The sequence below is a fragment of the Streptomyces sp. NPDC101776 genome, from assembly GCF_044766845.1.
In the GTDB taxonomy this organism is placed as follows: domain Bacteria; phylum Actinomycetota; class Actinomycetes; order Streptomycetales; family Streptomycetaceae; genus Streptomyces.
Genome location: NZ_JBIWMV010000001.1, coordinates 1,067,593 through 1,082,476 on the forward strand (window position 1 = coordinate 1,067,593; position 14,884 = coordinate 1,082,476).

The following is a 14,884-nucleotide window of genomic DNA, read 5'->3' on the forward strand; positions in this document are numbered from 1 at the left end:
TGCCCCTCTCTGGCCAGGCTGCCGTCTCGCGCACTGTATCCGGTCGTCCTCGGGCTGGGTGGAGGGGTGTTCGTGGAGCGAGTGTTGGACTGTGGGTATAGTTCCTGGACATACAGTCCGAACCGAAAGGCTGGAATGGCGCACGACACCCCGCCCCCGCACGCCGAGCGGGACGCGATCATCGCCGCGTTGACGCCCCTCGTCGACGGGATCGCGGCGACCTTCGGTCCGGTGTGCGAGGTGGTGCTGCACGACTACCGGGACCCGGAGAAGTCGGTGGTCGCCGTTGCCGGAGTGCTGACCGGGCGGTCCGTGGGCGGGGCGATGAGTGAGATCGGGCTGCGGATGCTCGCGCGCGGGGACGAGGCCGCCGACGAGTTGAACTACGTCACCCGCACCAGGGGCGGCCAACAGCTCAAGTCGTCCACGATGGTCCTACGGGACTCCTCGGGCGCGGTGTTCGGCGCGCTCTGCGTCAACGTCGACGTCACCGCCGTACAGCAGGCGCAGGCCCTGCTGGCCGGGATCGGTGGAGGGGGCGCGGCCAAGGCGTCGACCACCACCACGTTCGGTAACGACATCGACTCCGTCGTCGAGGCCATCGTCGACGACCATCAGCTACGGCGGGGCAGGACCTGGGTCCAACTCGACCGCGCGCAGCGCCTGTTGCTGTTCCGCAGCCTCGACGAGCACGGGGTGTTCGCCGTGCGCCGGGCCATCGAGCAGGTCGCCGTCCGGCTGGGCATCTCCCGGGCCTCCGCCTACAGCTACCTCTCGCAGGCCCGGGCGGCGACGGCCCCGTCGTCCGATCCCGAGCCTGAATCCGATCCCGATCCCGATTCCACTGGAGGAGACGCGTGACGACCGCTGCCCCGCCCATCACCCTCGACGACGTGCGTGACGCCGCCGCGCAGATCAAGGGCGTCGCCCACCGCACACCGGTGCTGCGTTCACGCACCCTCGACGAACGCGTCGGCGCCGAGGTGTTCCTGAAGTGCGAGAACTTCCAGCGCATCGGCGCCTTCAAGTTCCGCGGCGCCTACAACGCCGCCTCCCGGCTGACGTCGGCGGACCTCGCGCGCGGCATCGCCGCCTACTCGTCCGGCAACCACGCCCAGGCCGTCGCCCTCGCCGCCCGCGAACTCGGCACCACCGCGGTGATCCTGATGCCCGAGGACACCCCGGCCTCGAAGCTCGCCGCCACCGCGGGGTACGGCGCCGAGATCGTCACGTACGACCGTTACAGCGGCGACCGGGTTGCCATCGGGGAGGCCCTGGCCGCCGAGCGCGGGCTCTCCCTCATCCCGCCCTACGAGCATCCGCACATCATGGCGGGGCAGGGCACGGCGGGACTCGAACTCGTCGAGGAAGTCGGGGAGTTGGATGCCGTACTGGTGCCCGTGGGCGGCGGCGGGCTGATCGCCGGGACGGCCACCGCCGTCAAGGGGCTGCACCCGCGCACCCGTGTGATCGGCGTCGAACCGGAGGCCGGCGACGACACCAAGCGCTCGCTGGAGGCGGGCCGGCGGGTGTCCATCCCGGTGCCGCGCACCATCGCCGACGGACAAGCGGCCGACACACCCGGTGAGTTGACCTTCTCCGTGAACCGACGGCTGGTCGACGAGATCGCGCTGGTGAGCGACGAGGAGATCAAGGACGCGATGCGGTTCGCCTTCGAGCGGCTGAAGATCGTCGTCGAGCCGAGCGGCGCGACCCCGCTGGCCGCGCTCCTCGCCGGGCGCGCGGGCCGGCTGTCGGGCCGGGTGGGGATGATCGTCTCGGGCGGAAACATCGACAGCGAGCGGTTCGCGAGGCTCTGCGCGCCGGGCACTTCCTGACTGTCCCCGTATCCGTCCCCGTATCCGCGTTCCCCCGAATGGCGCTCCCGGCTGGACGGGAAGACGATGGTGTGGTGGGGCGCGGCCCCCGCCGAAGCGCCGACGCCGTTCGTGGCCGCCGGGAGACGGAGACCGGCCCCGGCCGTGCCGCACACGGCCGGAACGGAGGCAGCCGTCATGCTGGAAGTGAAGACGGTCGACAAGCCGGACGAGCGACGTGACTTCCCCCGCGGCCACCTCGAAGCCGTCCACCTCACCGGGCTCGACTTCGCCGTGGCCACCTTCGAACCGGGGTGGCGCTGGTCCGAGTCGGTGGCCCCGATCGCCGGCACCGCGAGTTGCGAGATCCACCACAACGGTTATGTGCTCCAGGGGCGGATGCACCTCCGCATGGACGACGGCGGCGAGGCCGAAGTCGGCCCCGGCGACGTGTTCGTGTGCCCGCCCGGACATGACGCGTGGGTCGTCGGTGACGAACAGGCGATCGTGTACGACTTCGCGGGCGCGATGGCCACGGGCTACGCGAAGGCCCCGTAGTCCCTCCGGACGTACGCGCCCTGCGGCACCGCACCCGCCGGGCGCGTATGTCATGCGCGGTACGGGACGGTCGTGCGCGGCACGGGACGGTCACGCGCCGTACTCGACCGTCACGCGCGGTACTCGACGACCCGCTCCTCCGCGTACGCGACGGCTTCCGCGTGCCCGAACAGCCCGGGCAGCCCGCCCGTGTGCACGAACACGGTCCGCTCGCCCGGCCTGATGTCGCCGTCCCGGACGGACGCGATCAGGCCGGCCATCGCGCGGCCCGTGTAGGTCGGGTCGAGGACGAGCCCGGCGGTGCGGGCGGCGAGGGCGAGGGCCTCGGCGGTGGGCTCGGTGAGTGTGGCGTAGCCGCTGCCGACCTGGTCCCGTCGTATCCGCAGCGCATCCGAATCCGATGAGGATGAAGACGAGGATGCGGATGCGGATGCGGTCAGTCCCGCGAACTCCCTTACGGCGGCGGCCGGTTCGGGCAGTGCGCCCACGTCCACGCCGAGCACCGCGGACGCCCCGAGCGAGACCACCAGCCCCGCCATCGTGCCGCCCGAGCCGAGCGCGACGACGGCGGTACGCAGATCGGGGAGCTGGCGGCGCAGTTCCTCACCGCAGCGCGCATAGCCGCGTGCGCCGAGCGCGCTGGAGCCGCCGAACGGGATCAGCGCGGGTCTGGCACCCGCGGCCCTCAACTGGTCGCTCACCTCGGCCGCCGCCGCGTCCAGTCCGGCCTGGTCCACCTCGCCCGCCCAGGCGATCCGGGCGCCGAACAGCCCGTCGAGGGCGAGGTTCCCCGAGCGCGACCCACCCGGCGATCCGCGCAGCACCAGCACCACGTCCAGGCCCAGCCGCGCTCCGGCGGCGGCGGTCAGACGGGCGTGGTTGCTCTGCGAGGCGCCCGTGGTGACCAGGGTGTCCGCGCCCTCGGCGAGCGCCGCGCCCACGGTCCACTCCAGCTTGCGGATCTTGTTGCCGCCGCCTCCGAGGCCGGTCAGGTCGTCGCGCTTGATCCACAGGTCGTCCGGGCCGAGCCCGATCGCGGTGGCCAGCCGGGGTGCCGGTTCGACGGGGGTGGGGAAGGTGGCCAGTTCTACGCGGGGGTCGCTCATGGCGTACATCATCGCGCGCTCCGGCAGTTCGACGGCGGGCGGGCTTGCCCATGGAAACCGATCGGTTTACTGTGGTCGACATGAGGGAACCGATCGGTTTCCAACTTGGGCCGGGTGCTGTACGGCACCCCCTCACCACGGGAGATCTCCATGACGAACATCGAAGGCGCCGTCGTCCTCGTCACCGGCGGCAGCCGTGGCATCGGCCGCGCGCTGGTCGAGGCCCTGTACGAGCGGGGCGCCAAGAAGGTGTACGCCACCGCCCGCGACCCGAAGACGGTCACCCACCCGGACGCCGTACCGCTGGCGCTCGAGGTCAGTGACCCCGCGTCCGTCGCGGCGGCCGCCGAGCAGGCGCAGGACGTCACGATCGTGATCAACAACGCGGGCGCGTCCGTGAACGCGAACTTCCTGGACTCGCCCGTCGAGGACGTCCGCCGCGAGTTCGAGACCAACTTCTACGGCCCCCTGCTCGTCACCCGGGCGTTCGTGCCGATCATCGAGCGCAATGGCGGCGGACACATCCTCAACGTCCACTCGGTCCTGTCCTGGCTCGGCGTCCTCGGCTCCTACAGCGCCTCCAAGGCGGCCCTCTGGTCGCAGACCAACTCCCTGCGCCTGGACCTGAAGCCGCGCGGCATCGAGGTCACCGGACTGCATGTCGGCTACGTCGACACGGACATGGCCGCGCATGTCGACGGGCCCAAGTCCACTCCCGAGAGCGTGGCCGCACAGGCCCTCGACGGCATCGAGTCCGGCGCCTTCGAGGTACTTGCCGACGACCTGACCCGGCAGGTGAAGGCCGGACTGTCCGCGGAAGGCGGCGCGCTGTACCCGCAGTTGGCGACCGTCTAGTCGGATGCCGGGCCGGATGCCCGGTCAGATCGGCAGCAACCGGCCGACCAGCGCGCTGAGTTGCTGGGCGTTGCGGCACTCGTGCATCTCGACCAGCTCCGCGTAGCCGGGTGCGGCCGAGTCGCCGGTGCCCCACTGGGAGCGCTGCTCGGGGTTCAACCAGTAGACGCGGCGGGCCCGTTGGGTGATCTGCCGGACGGCCGGCAGATTCGGGTCGCTCATGTTGGTGCGGGCGTCCCCGAGGACGAACACGGTCGTGCGCGGGCCGACCGCGTCGCCGTACCGCTCCGCGAACTCGCCCAGGGCGACGCCGTAGTCGCTGCTGCCGTGCCAGCCGGTGAGGGTGGCCTCGTCGCGGATGCGGGTGCCGAGGCCCTCGGGGTCGGCCGTGCCGTGGACGAGCAGCGGGGTCACCTCGTCGAGGCGGTTGACGAAGGCGAACACGCGCACCTTGCTGAACTGGTCGTGCAGCGCCTGCACCAGCAGCATCGTGAAGTCGGAGAAGCCCGACACCGAGCCCGACACATCGCACAGCAGCACCAGTTCGGGCCGGACCGGCCGACGTCGGCGCAGCACCGGCCGCATCGGCACCCCGCCCGTGGACAGTGAGCCACGCAGGGTGCGCCGGAGATCGATCGTGCCCCGCGAGGCGCGCCGGCGGCGCGCGGCGAGCCGGGTGGCCAGCTTCCGGGCCAGCGGCTGAACAGCCCTGCGCAGTTCGGCCAGTTGGGCCCGGCCGGCGAACAGGAAGTCGACGCGGTCGGCCGTCGGCGGCACCGCCCGCCGGGCGAGCTCGTCCCGGCCGCGCCGCTCGGCCACCCGGCGCCGCGCCTCCGCGGCGACCTGCCGCCGGAAGCCCTCGATCCGCTGCCGGATCTCGTCGTCGAGCAGCCGGTCGGTGAACCCGGCCTCCCCGCCCTGCTCCCGGATGCTCGTCCGCACCCGGGCCAGCAGCGTCTGCGGACGCAGCCACTCCAGGGTCTGGTACGACGACCAGCCGTCAGACGTGGGGGAGTTGCCGTAGCCGCCGAAACCGTCGACGGCCTCCGCCGCCAACTGCCCCATCAGGGCGCGGTCGTTGGCGGCCAGTGCCGCCGCGAGCCGGTCGCGCAGGTCCTCGCGGCCGGCGGGTTCGCCCTGCGGTGCCCCGATGCCGCGCGGGAAGTAGAGGTCGAAGACCGGGTCGAACACCGGGCGTTGACCCGTGCCGTGCAGCAGTGTCGCGGCCAGTCCCTCGCGCAGCAGCTCGCGATCCGTGAACCCGAGCGCCTCCATCGCCTGCGCCGCGTCCACGGTCTCACCGGTGCCGATGCGCAGACCGTGCGCGCGCAGCGCCCCGACGAGGCCCGTCAGCCGCTCGGTGACACCGGCGGCACTCACACCGCGTCCAGATCGAGCTTCGCCGCCGCCCTGAGGATGTCGTCCTGATGCTTGAGGAGCACGCCGAGGGTGTCCCGTACGACCGTCTCGTCCAGGGTGTCGGCGCCGAGCGCCAGGAGGGTGCGGGCCCAGTCGATGGTCTCGGCCACCGAGGGCACCTTCCGCAGCTCCATCTCGCGCAGCGCCCCGACCACCCGGACCACCGACTCGGTCAGCGCCTCGCCGAGCCCCGGCACCTTCAGCCGCACGATCCGACGTTCCAACTCCTCGTCGGGGAAGCCGATATGGAGGAACAGGCAGCGGCGGCGCAGCGCCTCGGAGAGTTCGCGGCTGGCGTTCGAGGTGAGGACCACGAAGGGGCGGCGGGTCGCGGTGATCGTGCCCAGTTCCGGGACGGTGACCTGGAAGTCGCTGAGCACCTCCAGCAGCAGACCCTCCACCTCGACGTCGGCCTTGTCGGTCTCGTCGATCAGCAGGACCTTCGGGTCGTCGCCGCGGATCGCCGTGAGCAGCGGGCGGGGGAGCAGGAACTCCTCGCTGAAGATGTCGGTGCGGGTCTCGTCCCAGCTCTCGTCGCGGCCCGCGCTGATGCGCAGCAACTGCTTGGCGTGGTTCCACTCGTACAGCGCGCGGGACTCGTCGACGCCCTCGTAGCACTGGAGCCGGACCAGCCGGGCGCCGGCGACCTCGGCGACGGCCTTGGCGAGTTCGGTCTTGCCGACGCCGGCCGGGCCCTCGACGAGGAGCGGTTTGCCGAGGCGGTCGGCGAGGAAGACGGTCGTGGCGACCGCGGGCGAGGCCAGATAGCCGGTCTCGGCGAGGCGTGCGGCGACTTCGTCGACGGAACGGAACACGGGGCCTCCGGCGGTTCACGGGTGGTGCGTCAGCGTCCAGCTACCTTTTCAGCGCGCTCAGCTGCAGGTTCAAGGCGTCCAGCTGCGTGTCCGCGGCGTTCGGCTACATGTCTAAGCGCTTGTTCACCTCCACTGTCGCCCGCGACCGGACCACCGCGCAAGCCTGTACACCGATCGGTTTCCTCTTGGCTCGCGGCGCGGTAACCTCGCAGTATGGCCACGACAGACAAGGCGTCCCCCCGAGACCGGCTGCTCGACGCGGCGGCCGAGCTGTTCTACCGCGACGGCGTCTCCATCGGCGTCGAGGCGCTGTGCCGGTCCGCCGGAGTCTCGAAACGGTCGATGTACCAGCTCTTCGAGAGCAAGGACCAGGTCCTCGCCGCGAGCCTGGAACGCCGCGCCCCGGGCTACGCGGCGCGGCTCATGCCCGGCCCGGACGACGCCGGTACGCCCCGCGAACGGATCCTGTACGTCTTCGAGCAGGCGGAGAAGGCCTCGACCGAGCCCGCGTACATGGGCTGCCCGTTCCTTGCCGCACTCGTCGAGCTGAAGGACCCCGAGCACCCGGCGAGCGTGGTCGCCCGCACCGCCAAGGAGACCTTGCAGGACGCCTTCCGCGCCCAGGCCGAGCTGGGGGGCGCAGATGATCCCGCCCTGCTGGCACGCCAGTTGATGCTGATCTTCGACGGAGCGAGTGCTCGCGCCGGCGCCAAGGTGGAGACCCTGGAGGGGCTGACGACACCGACCGTGGCGATCCTGCTGGACGCGGCGGGCGTGAAGTAGACGTGCGGCGGGGGCAGCCGCCGCAACGACTGCCCCGAACCCGAACTGGAACCCGAACGTCAAGCGAACCGAACCGGAACGCTCCCCGTGCTCACGCGGCCAGTCCCACCGACTCCACCGCCGGAATCCGCAGCACCCGCCGTGCCGTCAGCAGGCTCGTCCCCAGGGTCACCGTCGCCGCCACCGCGACGACCGCGAGCCAGATCCCGAGCCCCTGGTGCGGCAGCACCGAGTCCGTGCGGACCACGGTGAACGGCACGATCCCCGCCAGTGCCGCCGCCGTGCCGGACAGCACCCCGGTGACCGTGAGGATCGCCGTCTCGATGCCGACCGTGCGGAGCACCTGCCCCGGCGTCGCGCCCGCCAGTCGCTGTCCGCCGAACTCCCGGGCGCGGTAAGTCGTCGCCGCGTACAGTGAGTTGACCAGCATCACGCAGACGAAGACCACGATGATGCCGACGACCGTGAAGTTGAGGGTCTCCAGGTTCTTCGCGTCCACCGACTTCTTCAGGCCGGACGCATTCACCGCGTCGCTCTCCACCGCCTGCATGTACAGCGTGGCCGTGGACACCGCCGTGAACAGGATCAGTGACATCAGGATCCCGGCGACCTGGTCGGCCCGCTCGCGCAGATTGCGGACGGCCAACCACCCACTCGCACCGGCCAGTTGGAGCCGGTCGAGCAGGCCCTTCAACAGCCGGGGCGCCAGCAGCGCCAAGCCGACCGACAGCAGGATCGCCCCGTACGCGGGCGCCGCCATCAGCGCCGCGTCCGTCGCGGAGAACGCGAACGTCGCCGAGACCGACACCACACCCGCGACCAGCGCGGCGTAGGCGGACAACGTCCGTGCCCGGCCCCGCTGTTGCCGCCCGCGCGTGGCCCGCCGTACGGCCAGGAACGCGGCGCCCGCCGATGCCGACAGCGTGATGCCGAGGCCCGATTGGAGGGCGAAGGGGCCGAAGGAGTAGTCGACGGACCGCGCCACCTGACCGCTGTCCTGGAACACCCCGAGCAGCGCCCGCCCGCCGAGCATCGCGGGACCGACGGCCAGCACCGCGCCCAGCAGCGCGACGGCCACCGCCTCACCCACGACCATCCGGTTGAGCTGCGCCGGGGTCGCCCCCGAGCAGCGCAGCGTCTCCAACTCCCGTGACCGTTGCCGCACGTTGACCGTCAGCGTCGAGGCGACGGCGAAGAACACCAGCAGGGTGCCGTAGCCGCCGACGACACTCGCCGACGTGGACAGCGTCTCGGCACTGACCGGGTCGACGCCGTGCTGTGCCGCCGTGTCGTGCAGCGAGTTGAACGTCATGATGATCGCGGCGCCGAGGAACGCGGCCAGCAGCGTCGCCAGGAACCGCCCCGGCCGCCGCCGGATCGAACGCATCGCCAGTACGAACATCGCTCACACCCCCACCGTCACGTCGTCGCCCAGGTGCGCCAGCCGCTCGGCGACCGCGTCGACGGTCTGCGCGTGCATCCGGCCGGCGAGCCGGCCGTCCGCGAGGAACACCACCGAGTCGGCGTACGAGGCCGCGACCGGGTCGTGCGTCACCATCACCACGGTCCGTCCGTGTACCCGCACCGCCTCACGCAACAGCAGCAGAACGTCCCGCGCGCTACGCGTGTCCAGGGCGCCGGTCGGCTCGTCCGCGAAGATCACCCGGGGTTCGGTGACCAGAGCGCGGGCGATCGCGACCCGCTGCCGCTGACCGCCGGAGAGCTGCTCGGGGCGGTGCCCGAGCCGGTCCCCGAGACCGACCGCGGTCAGGATCTCCTGGGCCCGCCGCCGGTCGACGCGTCGCCCGGCGAGCTTCAGCGGCAGCACGGTGTTCTGCGCGACGGTGAGCGTGTCCAGCAGGTTGTACTGCTGGAACACGAACCCGATCCGACCGCGCCGGAACCGCGTCAGCTCGGCCTCGCTCCCGCCCGTCAGCTCCGCGCCGTCGACCATCACGATCCCGCTGTCCGGCCGGTCGAGACCCGCCGCGCACTGCAACAGCGTCGACTTGCCCGACCCCGAAGGTCCCATCACCGCGGTGAACGTGCCGCGCTCCAGGCTCAGCGTGACCCCGTCCAGGGCGGTCACGGCGCTGTCGTCACGGCCGTAGGTCCTGCTCACCTTGACCAGCCGCAGTGCCTCGGCGGCGGGTCCCTTGTCGTGCGTCCGTCGTGCGGTGCGAAACATCGCCCTCACCCTCCGTGCGGCACGCCCTGTGCCTCGCAGACGACGCTACGGAGCAGGCGGCCCAGGCACATTGGGCGCAGAACCCGTATCGCGGGGTGTACTCAGCGACACCCTCGGGGTCGGGTGCGCGGGACCCGTTGTGACAGGGCTGTGACCGGAGGTATGGCTTCCGCCACAGCGGTCCCGGGCCGGCCTTGATCGACTCTGCGGATGCGGAGAAGCGTGTACGACACCGTGCTGGTCGCGTTGGTGGGGCTCCTCGTCGGGGCCGCCATCTGGACCGTCTCGGCCGTGGCCTACGACGATCCCGCCGCCGGCTGGTCGATGTCGGGCCCGATCTGCCCGGACGAGGGCATCCGGGTCACCGCCGGACCGGTGAACCCCGCGCTGGGCCTGCGCGCCATGGATCTCACCCTGGAGAACTGCGGCACCCGCGCCTACCGCGTCCAGGGCTACCCCGAGATCCGGCTGCTCGACCGGGACCAGCGGAGCCTCACCGGCGTGACGGTGGTCCACGGCAGCGGCGGCATCGCCACGGTGACCGGGTTCGACGACCCGCCGGACACGGTGACGCTCGCACCCGGTGAGCGAGCGTCCGCCGGCCTGCTGTGGCGCAACACGGTCAGCGGCCTCGGCGGCGCGGCCCTCGTGCCGTATCTGACGGTCGCGGCGCAGGCCGGTTCACTGCCGGTCCTCCTGACACCGGACGGCGGACTCGACCTCGGGACCACCGGCCGACTCGGCGTCGGACCGTGGCGCGCCACCGGAGGCACCCGATGACGGACCGGGGCACCCGCGTCGACGGCTTCCCGCAGCGCCTTCTGCGCCGCTCGCGCGCCCACCGGAAAGCCGACGCCGTCACGTGCGCGCTGTTCGTCGGCCTCGACGTCCTCCTCGTCGCGCTGATCCTGCTGCTCGGCAGCGAAGGCATCTTCACCGAGGACTGGATGGGTTACGCCGGGATCATGGACTCCACGGGCGCCTCCTACCAGTACGGCTGTGTCGTCTTCCTGTGCCGGGCCGAGGCCGTGACCGTCGCCCTGGCGATCGCCTGCCGGCTCTGGACCACGGCCGCCGCCCAACTCGTGGTCCTCACCTCCGCGGCGGTCTTCGTCGCCTCCCTCTCCACCTACTGGAACCCCTGACCGACGCCCGTACGGGTCACCAGAACGAGCCGCCCCCGGGCCCGCCCGATGCAATGGACCTGTGACCGCGCCCCCGGACGACTGCCTCGCCCGCAACGAGTGGATCTGCGGCGAGTACCTGAGCACCCGCCGCCACATCCTCCTCGACGCGGTCGGCCAGCATCTCCAGCTCACCGCGATCTCGGTCCTGATCGGCCTGGCCGTCGCGCTGCCGCTCGCGGTCGTGGCCCGCCGCTGGGGCTGGGCCGCTGGACCAGTGCTCGCGATCACGACGATCCTCTACACGATCCCGTCCCTGGCGATGTTCTCCCTGCTCCTGCCGGTCTACGGCCTCTCCGCCACCCTCGTCGTCGCCGGGCTCGTCCTCTACTCGCTCACCCTGCTCGTCCGCAACATCCTCGCCGGCCTGCGCGCCGTACCCGAGGAGACCCGACAGGCCGCACGCGGCATGGGCTACGGCCCGATCCGCCTCCTTCTCACCGTCGAACTGCCCCTCGCGCTGCCCGCCGCGATGGCCGGCCTGCGCATCGCCACCGTCTCGGCGGTCTCCCTGGTCACGGTCGGCGCGATCGTCGGCTTCGGGGGACTCGGCAACCTCATCTACGCGGGCATGAACACCTACTTCAAGGCCCAGGTGCTCACCGCGTCCGTGCTCTGCGTGGTGATCGCGATCCTGGCCGACCTGCTCCTCCTGCTCGTGCAACGGCTGATCACCCCCTGGACCAGGGCGGTGCGCGGATGAACACCCTCACCGACGCCTGGCACTGGCTCACCGACTCCGCCCACTGGAGCGGCGACGACGGCATCTGGCACCGGCTCGCGCAGCACCTCGTCCTCACCGTCGTCTGCCTCGTCATCAGCTGCCTGATCGCGCTGCCGGTCGCGCTCGTCCTCGGCCACCTCGGCAAGGGCGGCGCGCTCGCCGTCAACATCTCCAACATCGGCCGCGCGGTGCCCACCTTCGCCGTCCTGGTCCTGCTGCTCCTGACCCCGATCGGCAAGTGGGGCGAGGGACCCACCGTCGTCGCCCTCGTCCTGTTCGCCGTACCGCCGCTGCTCACCAACGCCTACGTCGGGATGCGCGAGGTCGACCGCGACGTGGTGCGGGCCGCGCGCGGAATGGGCATGACGGGACGGCAGATGCTGTTCCGTGTCGAACTGCCGCTCTCCCTCCCGCTGTTGATGAACGGCGTACGGATCGCGGCCGTCCAACTCGTCGCGACCGCCACCATCGCCGCGCTCGCGGGCGGCGGCGGACTCGGCCGCATCATCACCGCCGGCTTCAACCTCGCCAACACCGCGCAGGTGGTCGCCGGGGCGGTGCTCGTCGCCGTGTTCGCGCTGCTCGTCGAGGGCGTCTTCGCGGTCACCGAACGGCTGGCACCCCGATGGGCGGGGAGAGCGCGATGAAACGACGCATGGCCCTGGCCGCCCTGCTCCTGGTCACCGGTTGTTCGACCGGTCCGTCCCTGGAGAACCAGAGCGCCGTCACCGCGCCACCCGGCGACAGCCACCACCTCACCATCGGCTCGGCCGGCTTCACCGAGAGCGACCTGCTCGCCCAGATGTACGCGCTCCTGCTGAAGCAGGCCGGCTACCAGACGTCCCTGCTCACCGTCGCCAACCGCGAACTCTACGAACCCGCCCTGGAATCAGGGCAGATCGACGTCGTACCCGAGTACGCGGCCACCTTCGCCGACTGGCTCAACGCCAAGACCAACGGCCCCGACGCACCGGCCGTCGGCTCACCCGACCTCGCCACCACCATGAAGGCACTGCGCGAACTCGCCACCCCGCGTGGGCTGACCGTCCTCGACCCCGGCAAGGCCGTCGACCAGAACGCCTTCGCGGTGGCCCGCTCGTACGCTCGGGAACACCACCTCAAGACCCTCAGCGACCTCGGCGCCTCGGGACTGAAGGTGCGGCTCGCGGCGGGCGACGAGTGCGTCCAACGGCCTTACTGCGAACCGGGGTTGAAGAAGACCTACGGCATCGACATCACAGCCGTCGACCCGAAGGGCGTCGGCACCACACAGGCCAAGAGCGCGGTGCAGAACGGGCAGGACCAGATGGTGCTGACCACGACCACCGACGCCACCCTCGACGCCTTCGGCCTGGTCCTCCTCACCGACGACAAGCACCTCCAGAACGCCGACTACGTCGTCCCGGTCGTCAACCGCTCCCGGGCGGGGAGTCCCGGCGTGACCAAGGCGCTGGGGAAGCTCAACGACGTTCTTACCACGGCCGACCTCGCCTCCATGAACCAACAGGTCGACAGTTGGCGGCGGTTGGCCCAGGACGTGGCGCGGACCTATCTGAAGGAAAAGGGCCTGCTGAAGTGAGGGTCCCCATGAGCTTCGGGGGATTGTCAGTGGTGGCTTGTAGCGTTCGGGCATGGGTGTCTATCTGATCGATGTCGGTACGGAAGAGTGGCTGCGTGAGGACACGGGGGAAGGGGGAATGGGGGCGATCGCCAAGGGACTCGACGCGGAGCTGACCCGGCGCGGGCTGCCGCCGTACGCACCCGCGCCGGAGCGGGACGGGGCGCTGGGCTTCGAGGAGAAACTGAGCCCGTCGATGAAGGGCTTCGACGCGCTCTGCCGAGCTCGACTGACGCCTGAGGAACATCAGTTGATCGGCGACTGGTCGGTGCTGGTGCCGGTCTCGCTCGACGCGGAGATACGGCTGCCGATCGGCTCCGCCTACACGGACGAGACGGTGATCGTGGGAGCGCCCCAGGTGCTCGCCCTCGCCGAACGCCTGGCGACGGCACTGGAGTTGCCCGCCGAGATACCGGAGGCGACCGAGAACCTCGCGCTCACCTTCTGGTTCCTGGAGGGCGAGGCGGAGGAACTGGCCGCTGCCCGGCCCGGCCGCTGGAGCGAGGACCTGGACACGGCCTTCTACGTGGCCCTGTACCTGCGTGCCGCCCAGCACTCACTGCGACAGGGCTGCCCCATCACCTATTCCTGACCCGCGAAGCAACCCTCACGCGTCCGCCACCGAGTCGAAGTCCACCTGCCCCCGGGGCACTCCAAGCGCGTCCGCGTCCACGGACCGCCGGAGCGCCTCGTGCAATTTCGCCGGAGTCAGCACGCCGAGGAAGCGTGCTCCGTCCAGTACGGCGACCCACCCGGCGTCGTGCTGGAGCATCACGCCGAACGCCTGCTTCAAGGGGGCGCCCACCGGTACCCACGCGTTCATCCGGTGGGCGAGTTCACCGACGGTGCCGCCCGCGCCGAGTTCGTCGGCCTTGACCCACCCTTGCAGTTCACCCTGCTGGTCGAGGACCACCGCCCACCGCGCGCCCTCCACGCGGAGCCGGTCGGCGGCGCGCCGGGCCGGTTCGTCCACCCGGGCGACCGGCGGCTGTTCGAGGTCGTCGGGCTCGATCTCCGTCACCGACAACCGCTTCAGACCCCGGTCCGCGCCCACGAACTCGGCGACATACGGCGTCGCCGGCTTGCCGAGCACCGCGCCGGGGGTGTCGTACTGCTCGATCCGCCCCTGCCCGTACACGGCGATCCGGTCACCGAGCCGTACCGCCTCCTCGATGTCGTGCGTGACCAGCAGCACCGTCTTGCGCACGGCGGCCTGCATCCGCAGGAACTCGTCCTGCAACTGCTCCCGCACCACCGGGTCGACCGCGCCGAACGGCTCGTCCATCAGCAGCACCGGCGGATCGGCGGCCAGCGCCCGCGCCACCCCGACACGCTGCCGCTGCCCGCCCGACAACTGCTCCGGATAGCGCGGACCGTACGTCTTCGGGTCGAGGCCCACCAGATCGAGCAGCTCGGCGGCCCGGGCCCGCGCCTTCGCCCGCTTCCAGCCGACCAGGGACGGCACGGTCGCCGTGTTGTCGAGGACCGTGCGGTGCGGGAAGAGTCCCACCTGCTGGATGACGTATCCGATACGGCGGCGCAGTTGCACCGGGTCGACGGAGGCGATGTCCTCGCCGTTGACGAGGATCCGGCCGGAGGTGGGCTCGATGAGCCGGTTGACCATCATCATGGTCGTCGTCTTGCCGCAGCCGGACGGGCCCACGAGCGTGACGAGTTCGCCCTCGTTCACCTCGAAGGACAGCCCGTCCACGGCCGTCGTACCGTCCGGGTACCGCTTGCTGACCTGCTCGAACCGGATCATGTCCTCACGCTAGCGGCGCCGGTCGCGTACCGCCCATCAGCGGGGGCCTACCGGC

Annotated in this window: 17 protein-coding genes; 11 read left to right on the forward strand and 6 right to left on the reverse strand. The window is 71.3% G+C overall.

Annotation, left to right across the window (positions count from 1 at the left end; genetic code table 11):
* Positions 1–135: 135 nt before the first annotated feature.
* The 3 genes from ACIRRY_RS04615 (at position 136) to ACIRRY_RS04625 (ending at position 2,375) form a co-directional block, all read left to right on the forward strand.
* Positions 136–861: a transcriptional regulator gene (locus ACIRRY_RS04615; RefSeq protein ID WP_403967840.1), complete on the forward strand. Its 726-nt coding sequence runs from the start codon at positions 136–138 to the stop codon at positions 859–861.
* Entirely contained in the window at positions 858–1,838 is a 981-nt protein-coding gene (locus ACIRRY_RS04620; protein WP_403967842.1) for a pyridoxal-phosphate dependent enzyme, read from the forward strand. Before ACIRRY_RS04615 ends, ACIRRY_RS04620 begins: the two co-directional genes overlap by 4 nt.
* Positions 1,839–2,015: 177 nt before the next feature.
* Complete coding sequence (locus tag ACIRRY_RS04625; RefSeq protein WP_403967844.1) at positions 2,016–2,375, forward strand: cupin domain-containing protein; 360 nt, start codon at positions 2,016–2,018, stop codon at positions 2,373–2,375.
* Positions 2,376–2,485: 110 nt separating this feature from the next.
* On the opposite strand, the gene ACIRRY_RS04630 is transcribed toward ACIRRY_RS04625, so the two are convergent.
* Positions 2,486–3,481 carry a D-cysteine desulfhydrase family protein gene (locus ACIRRY_RS04630; protein WP_403967846.1) on the reverse strand — a complete coding sequence of 332 codons (996 nt, stop codon included), beginning with the start codon at positions 3,479–3,481 and terminating at the stop codon, positions 2,486–2,488.
* A gap of 150 nt (positions 3,482–3,631) precedes the next feature.
* Between ACIRRY_RS04630 and ACIRRY_RS04635 the strand changes: the two genes are divergently transcribed.
* Positions 3,632–4,336: an SDR family oxidoreductase gene (locus ACIRRY_RS04635; protein ID WP_403967848.1), complete on the forward strand. Its 705-nt coding sequence runs from the start codon at positions 3,632–3,634 to the stop codon at positions 4,334–4,336.
* 24 nt (positions 4,337–4,360) lie between these two features.
* On the opposite strand, the gene ACIRRY_RS04640 is transcribed toward ACIRRY_RS04635, so the two are convergent.
* The gene (locus ACIRRY_RS04640; RefSeq protein ID WP_403967850.1) at positions 4,361–5,716 is read right to left on the reverse strand and encodes a VWA domain-containing protein; all 1,356 of its coding nucleotides are present in this window, start codon (positions 5,714–5,716) and stop codon (positions 4,361–4,363) included.
* Positions 5,713–6,570 carry an AAA family ATPase gene (locus tag ACIRRY_RS04645; RefSeq protein ID WP_403967852.1) on the reverse strand — a complete coding sequence of 286 codons (858 nt, stop codon included), beginning with the start codon at positions 6,568–6,570 and terminating at the stop codon, positions 5,713–5,715. The genes ACIRRY_RS04640 and ACIRRY_RS04645 overlap by 4 nt, the downstream gene beginning before the upstream one ends.
* Before the next feature lie 213 nt (positions 6,571–6,783).
* On the opposite strand from ACIRRY_RS04645, the gene ACIRRY_RS04650 reads away from it, so the two are divergent.
* Positions 6,784–7,353: a TetR/AcrR family transcriptional regulator gene (locus ACIRRY_RS04650; protein ID WP_403967854.1), complete on the forward strand. Its 570-nt coding sequence runs from the start codon at positions 6,784–6,786 to the stop codon at positions 7,351–7,353.
* Between the two features lie 91 nt (positions 7,354–7,444).
* Here ACIRRY_RS04650 and ACIRRY_RS04655 read toward each other — a convergent pair whose 3' ends face one another.
* Complete coding sequence (locus tag ACIRRY_RS04655) at positions 7,445–8,755, reverse strand: FtsX-like permease family protein (RefSeq protein ID WP_403967856.1); 1,311 nt, start codon at positions 8,753–8,755, stop codon at positions 7,445–7,447.
* Positions 8,756–8,758: 3 nt separating this feature from the next.
* Positions 8,759–9,541: an ABC transporter ATP-binding protein gene (locus ACIRRY_RS04660; RefSeq protein WP_403967858.1), complete on the reverse strand. Its 783-nt coding sequence runs from the start codon at positions 9,539–9,541 to the stop codon at positions 8,759–8,761.
* A gap of 210 nt (positions 9,542–9,751) precedes the next feature.
* On the opposite strand from ACIRRY_RS04660, the gene ACIRRY_RS04665 reads away from it, so the two are divergent.
* From ACIRRY_RS04665 to ACIRRY_RS04690, 6 genes are all read left to right on the forward strand, one after another.
* Positions 9,752–10,321 carry a DUF4232 domain-containing protein gene (locus tag ACIRRY_RS04665; RefSeq protein ID WP_403967860.1) on the forward strand — a complete coding sequence of 190 codons (570 nt, stop codon included), beginning with the start codon at positions 9,752–9,754 and terminating at the stop codon, positions 10,319–10,321.
* Entirely contained in the window at positions 10,318–10,686 is a 369-nt protein-coding gene (locus ACIRRY_RS04670; RefSeq protein WP_403967862.1) for a hypothetical protein, read from the forward strand. Before ACIRRY_RS04665 ends, ACIRRY_RS04670 begins: the two co-directional genes overlap by 4 nt.
* A 61-nt stretch (positions 10,687–10,747) precedes the next feature.
* On the forward strand, positions 10,748–11,428 hold the full coding sequence (locus ACIRRY_RS04675; protein WP_403967864.1) for an ABC transporter permease: 681 nt from the start codon (positions 10,748–10,750) through the stop codon (positions 11,426–11,428).
* Entirely contained in the window at positions 11,425–12,096 is a 672-nt protein-coding gene (locus tag ACIRRY_RS04680; RefSeq protein WP_403967866.1) for an ABC transporter permease, read from the forward strand. Before ACIRRY_RS04675 ends, ACIRRY_RS04680 begins: the two co-directional genes overlap by 4 nt.
* Positions 12,093–13,028, forward strand: a complete 936-nt coding sequence (locus ACIRRY_RS04685; RefSeq protein ID WP_403967868.1) for an ABC transporter substrate-binding protein — start codon at positions 12,093–12,095, stop codon at positions 13,026–13,028. Before ACIRRY_RS04680 ends, ACIRRY_RS04685 begins: the two co-directional genes overlap by 4 nt.
* A 52-nt stretch (positions 13,029–13,080) precedes the next feature.
* Positions 13,081–13,659, forward strand: a complete 579-nt coding sequence (locus ACIRRY_RS04690; protein ID WP_403967870.1) for a hypothetical protein — start codon at positions 13,081–13,083, stop codon at positions 13,657–13,659.
* A 15-nt stretch (positions 13,660–13,674) separates the two neighbouring features.
* Here the strand turns inward: ACIRRY_RS04690 and ACIRRY_RS04695 are convergent, their stop codons facing one another.
* Positions 13,675–14,829, reverse strand: a complete 1,155-nt coding sequence (locus tag ACIRRY_RS04695; protein ID WP_403967872.1) for a betaine/proline/choline family ABC transporter ATP-binding protein — start codon at positions 14,827–14,829, stop codon at positions 13,675–13,677.
* Between the last annotated feature and the right edge of the window lie 55 nt (positions 14,830–14,884).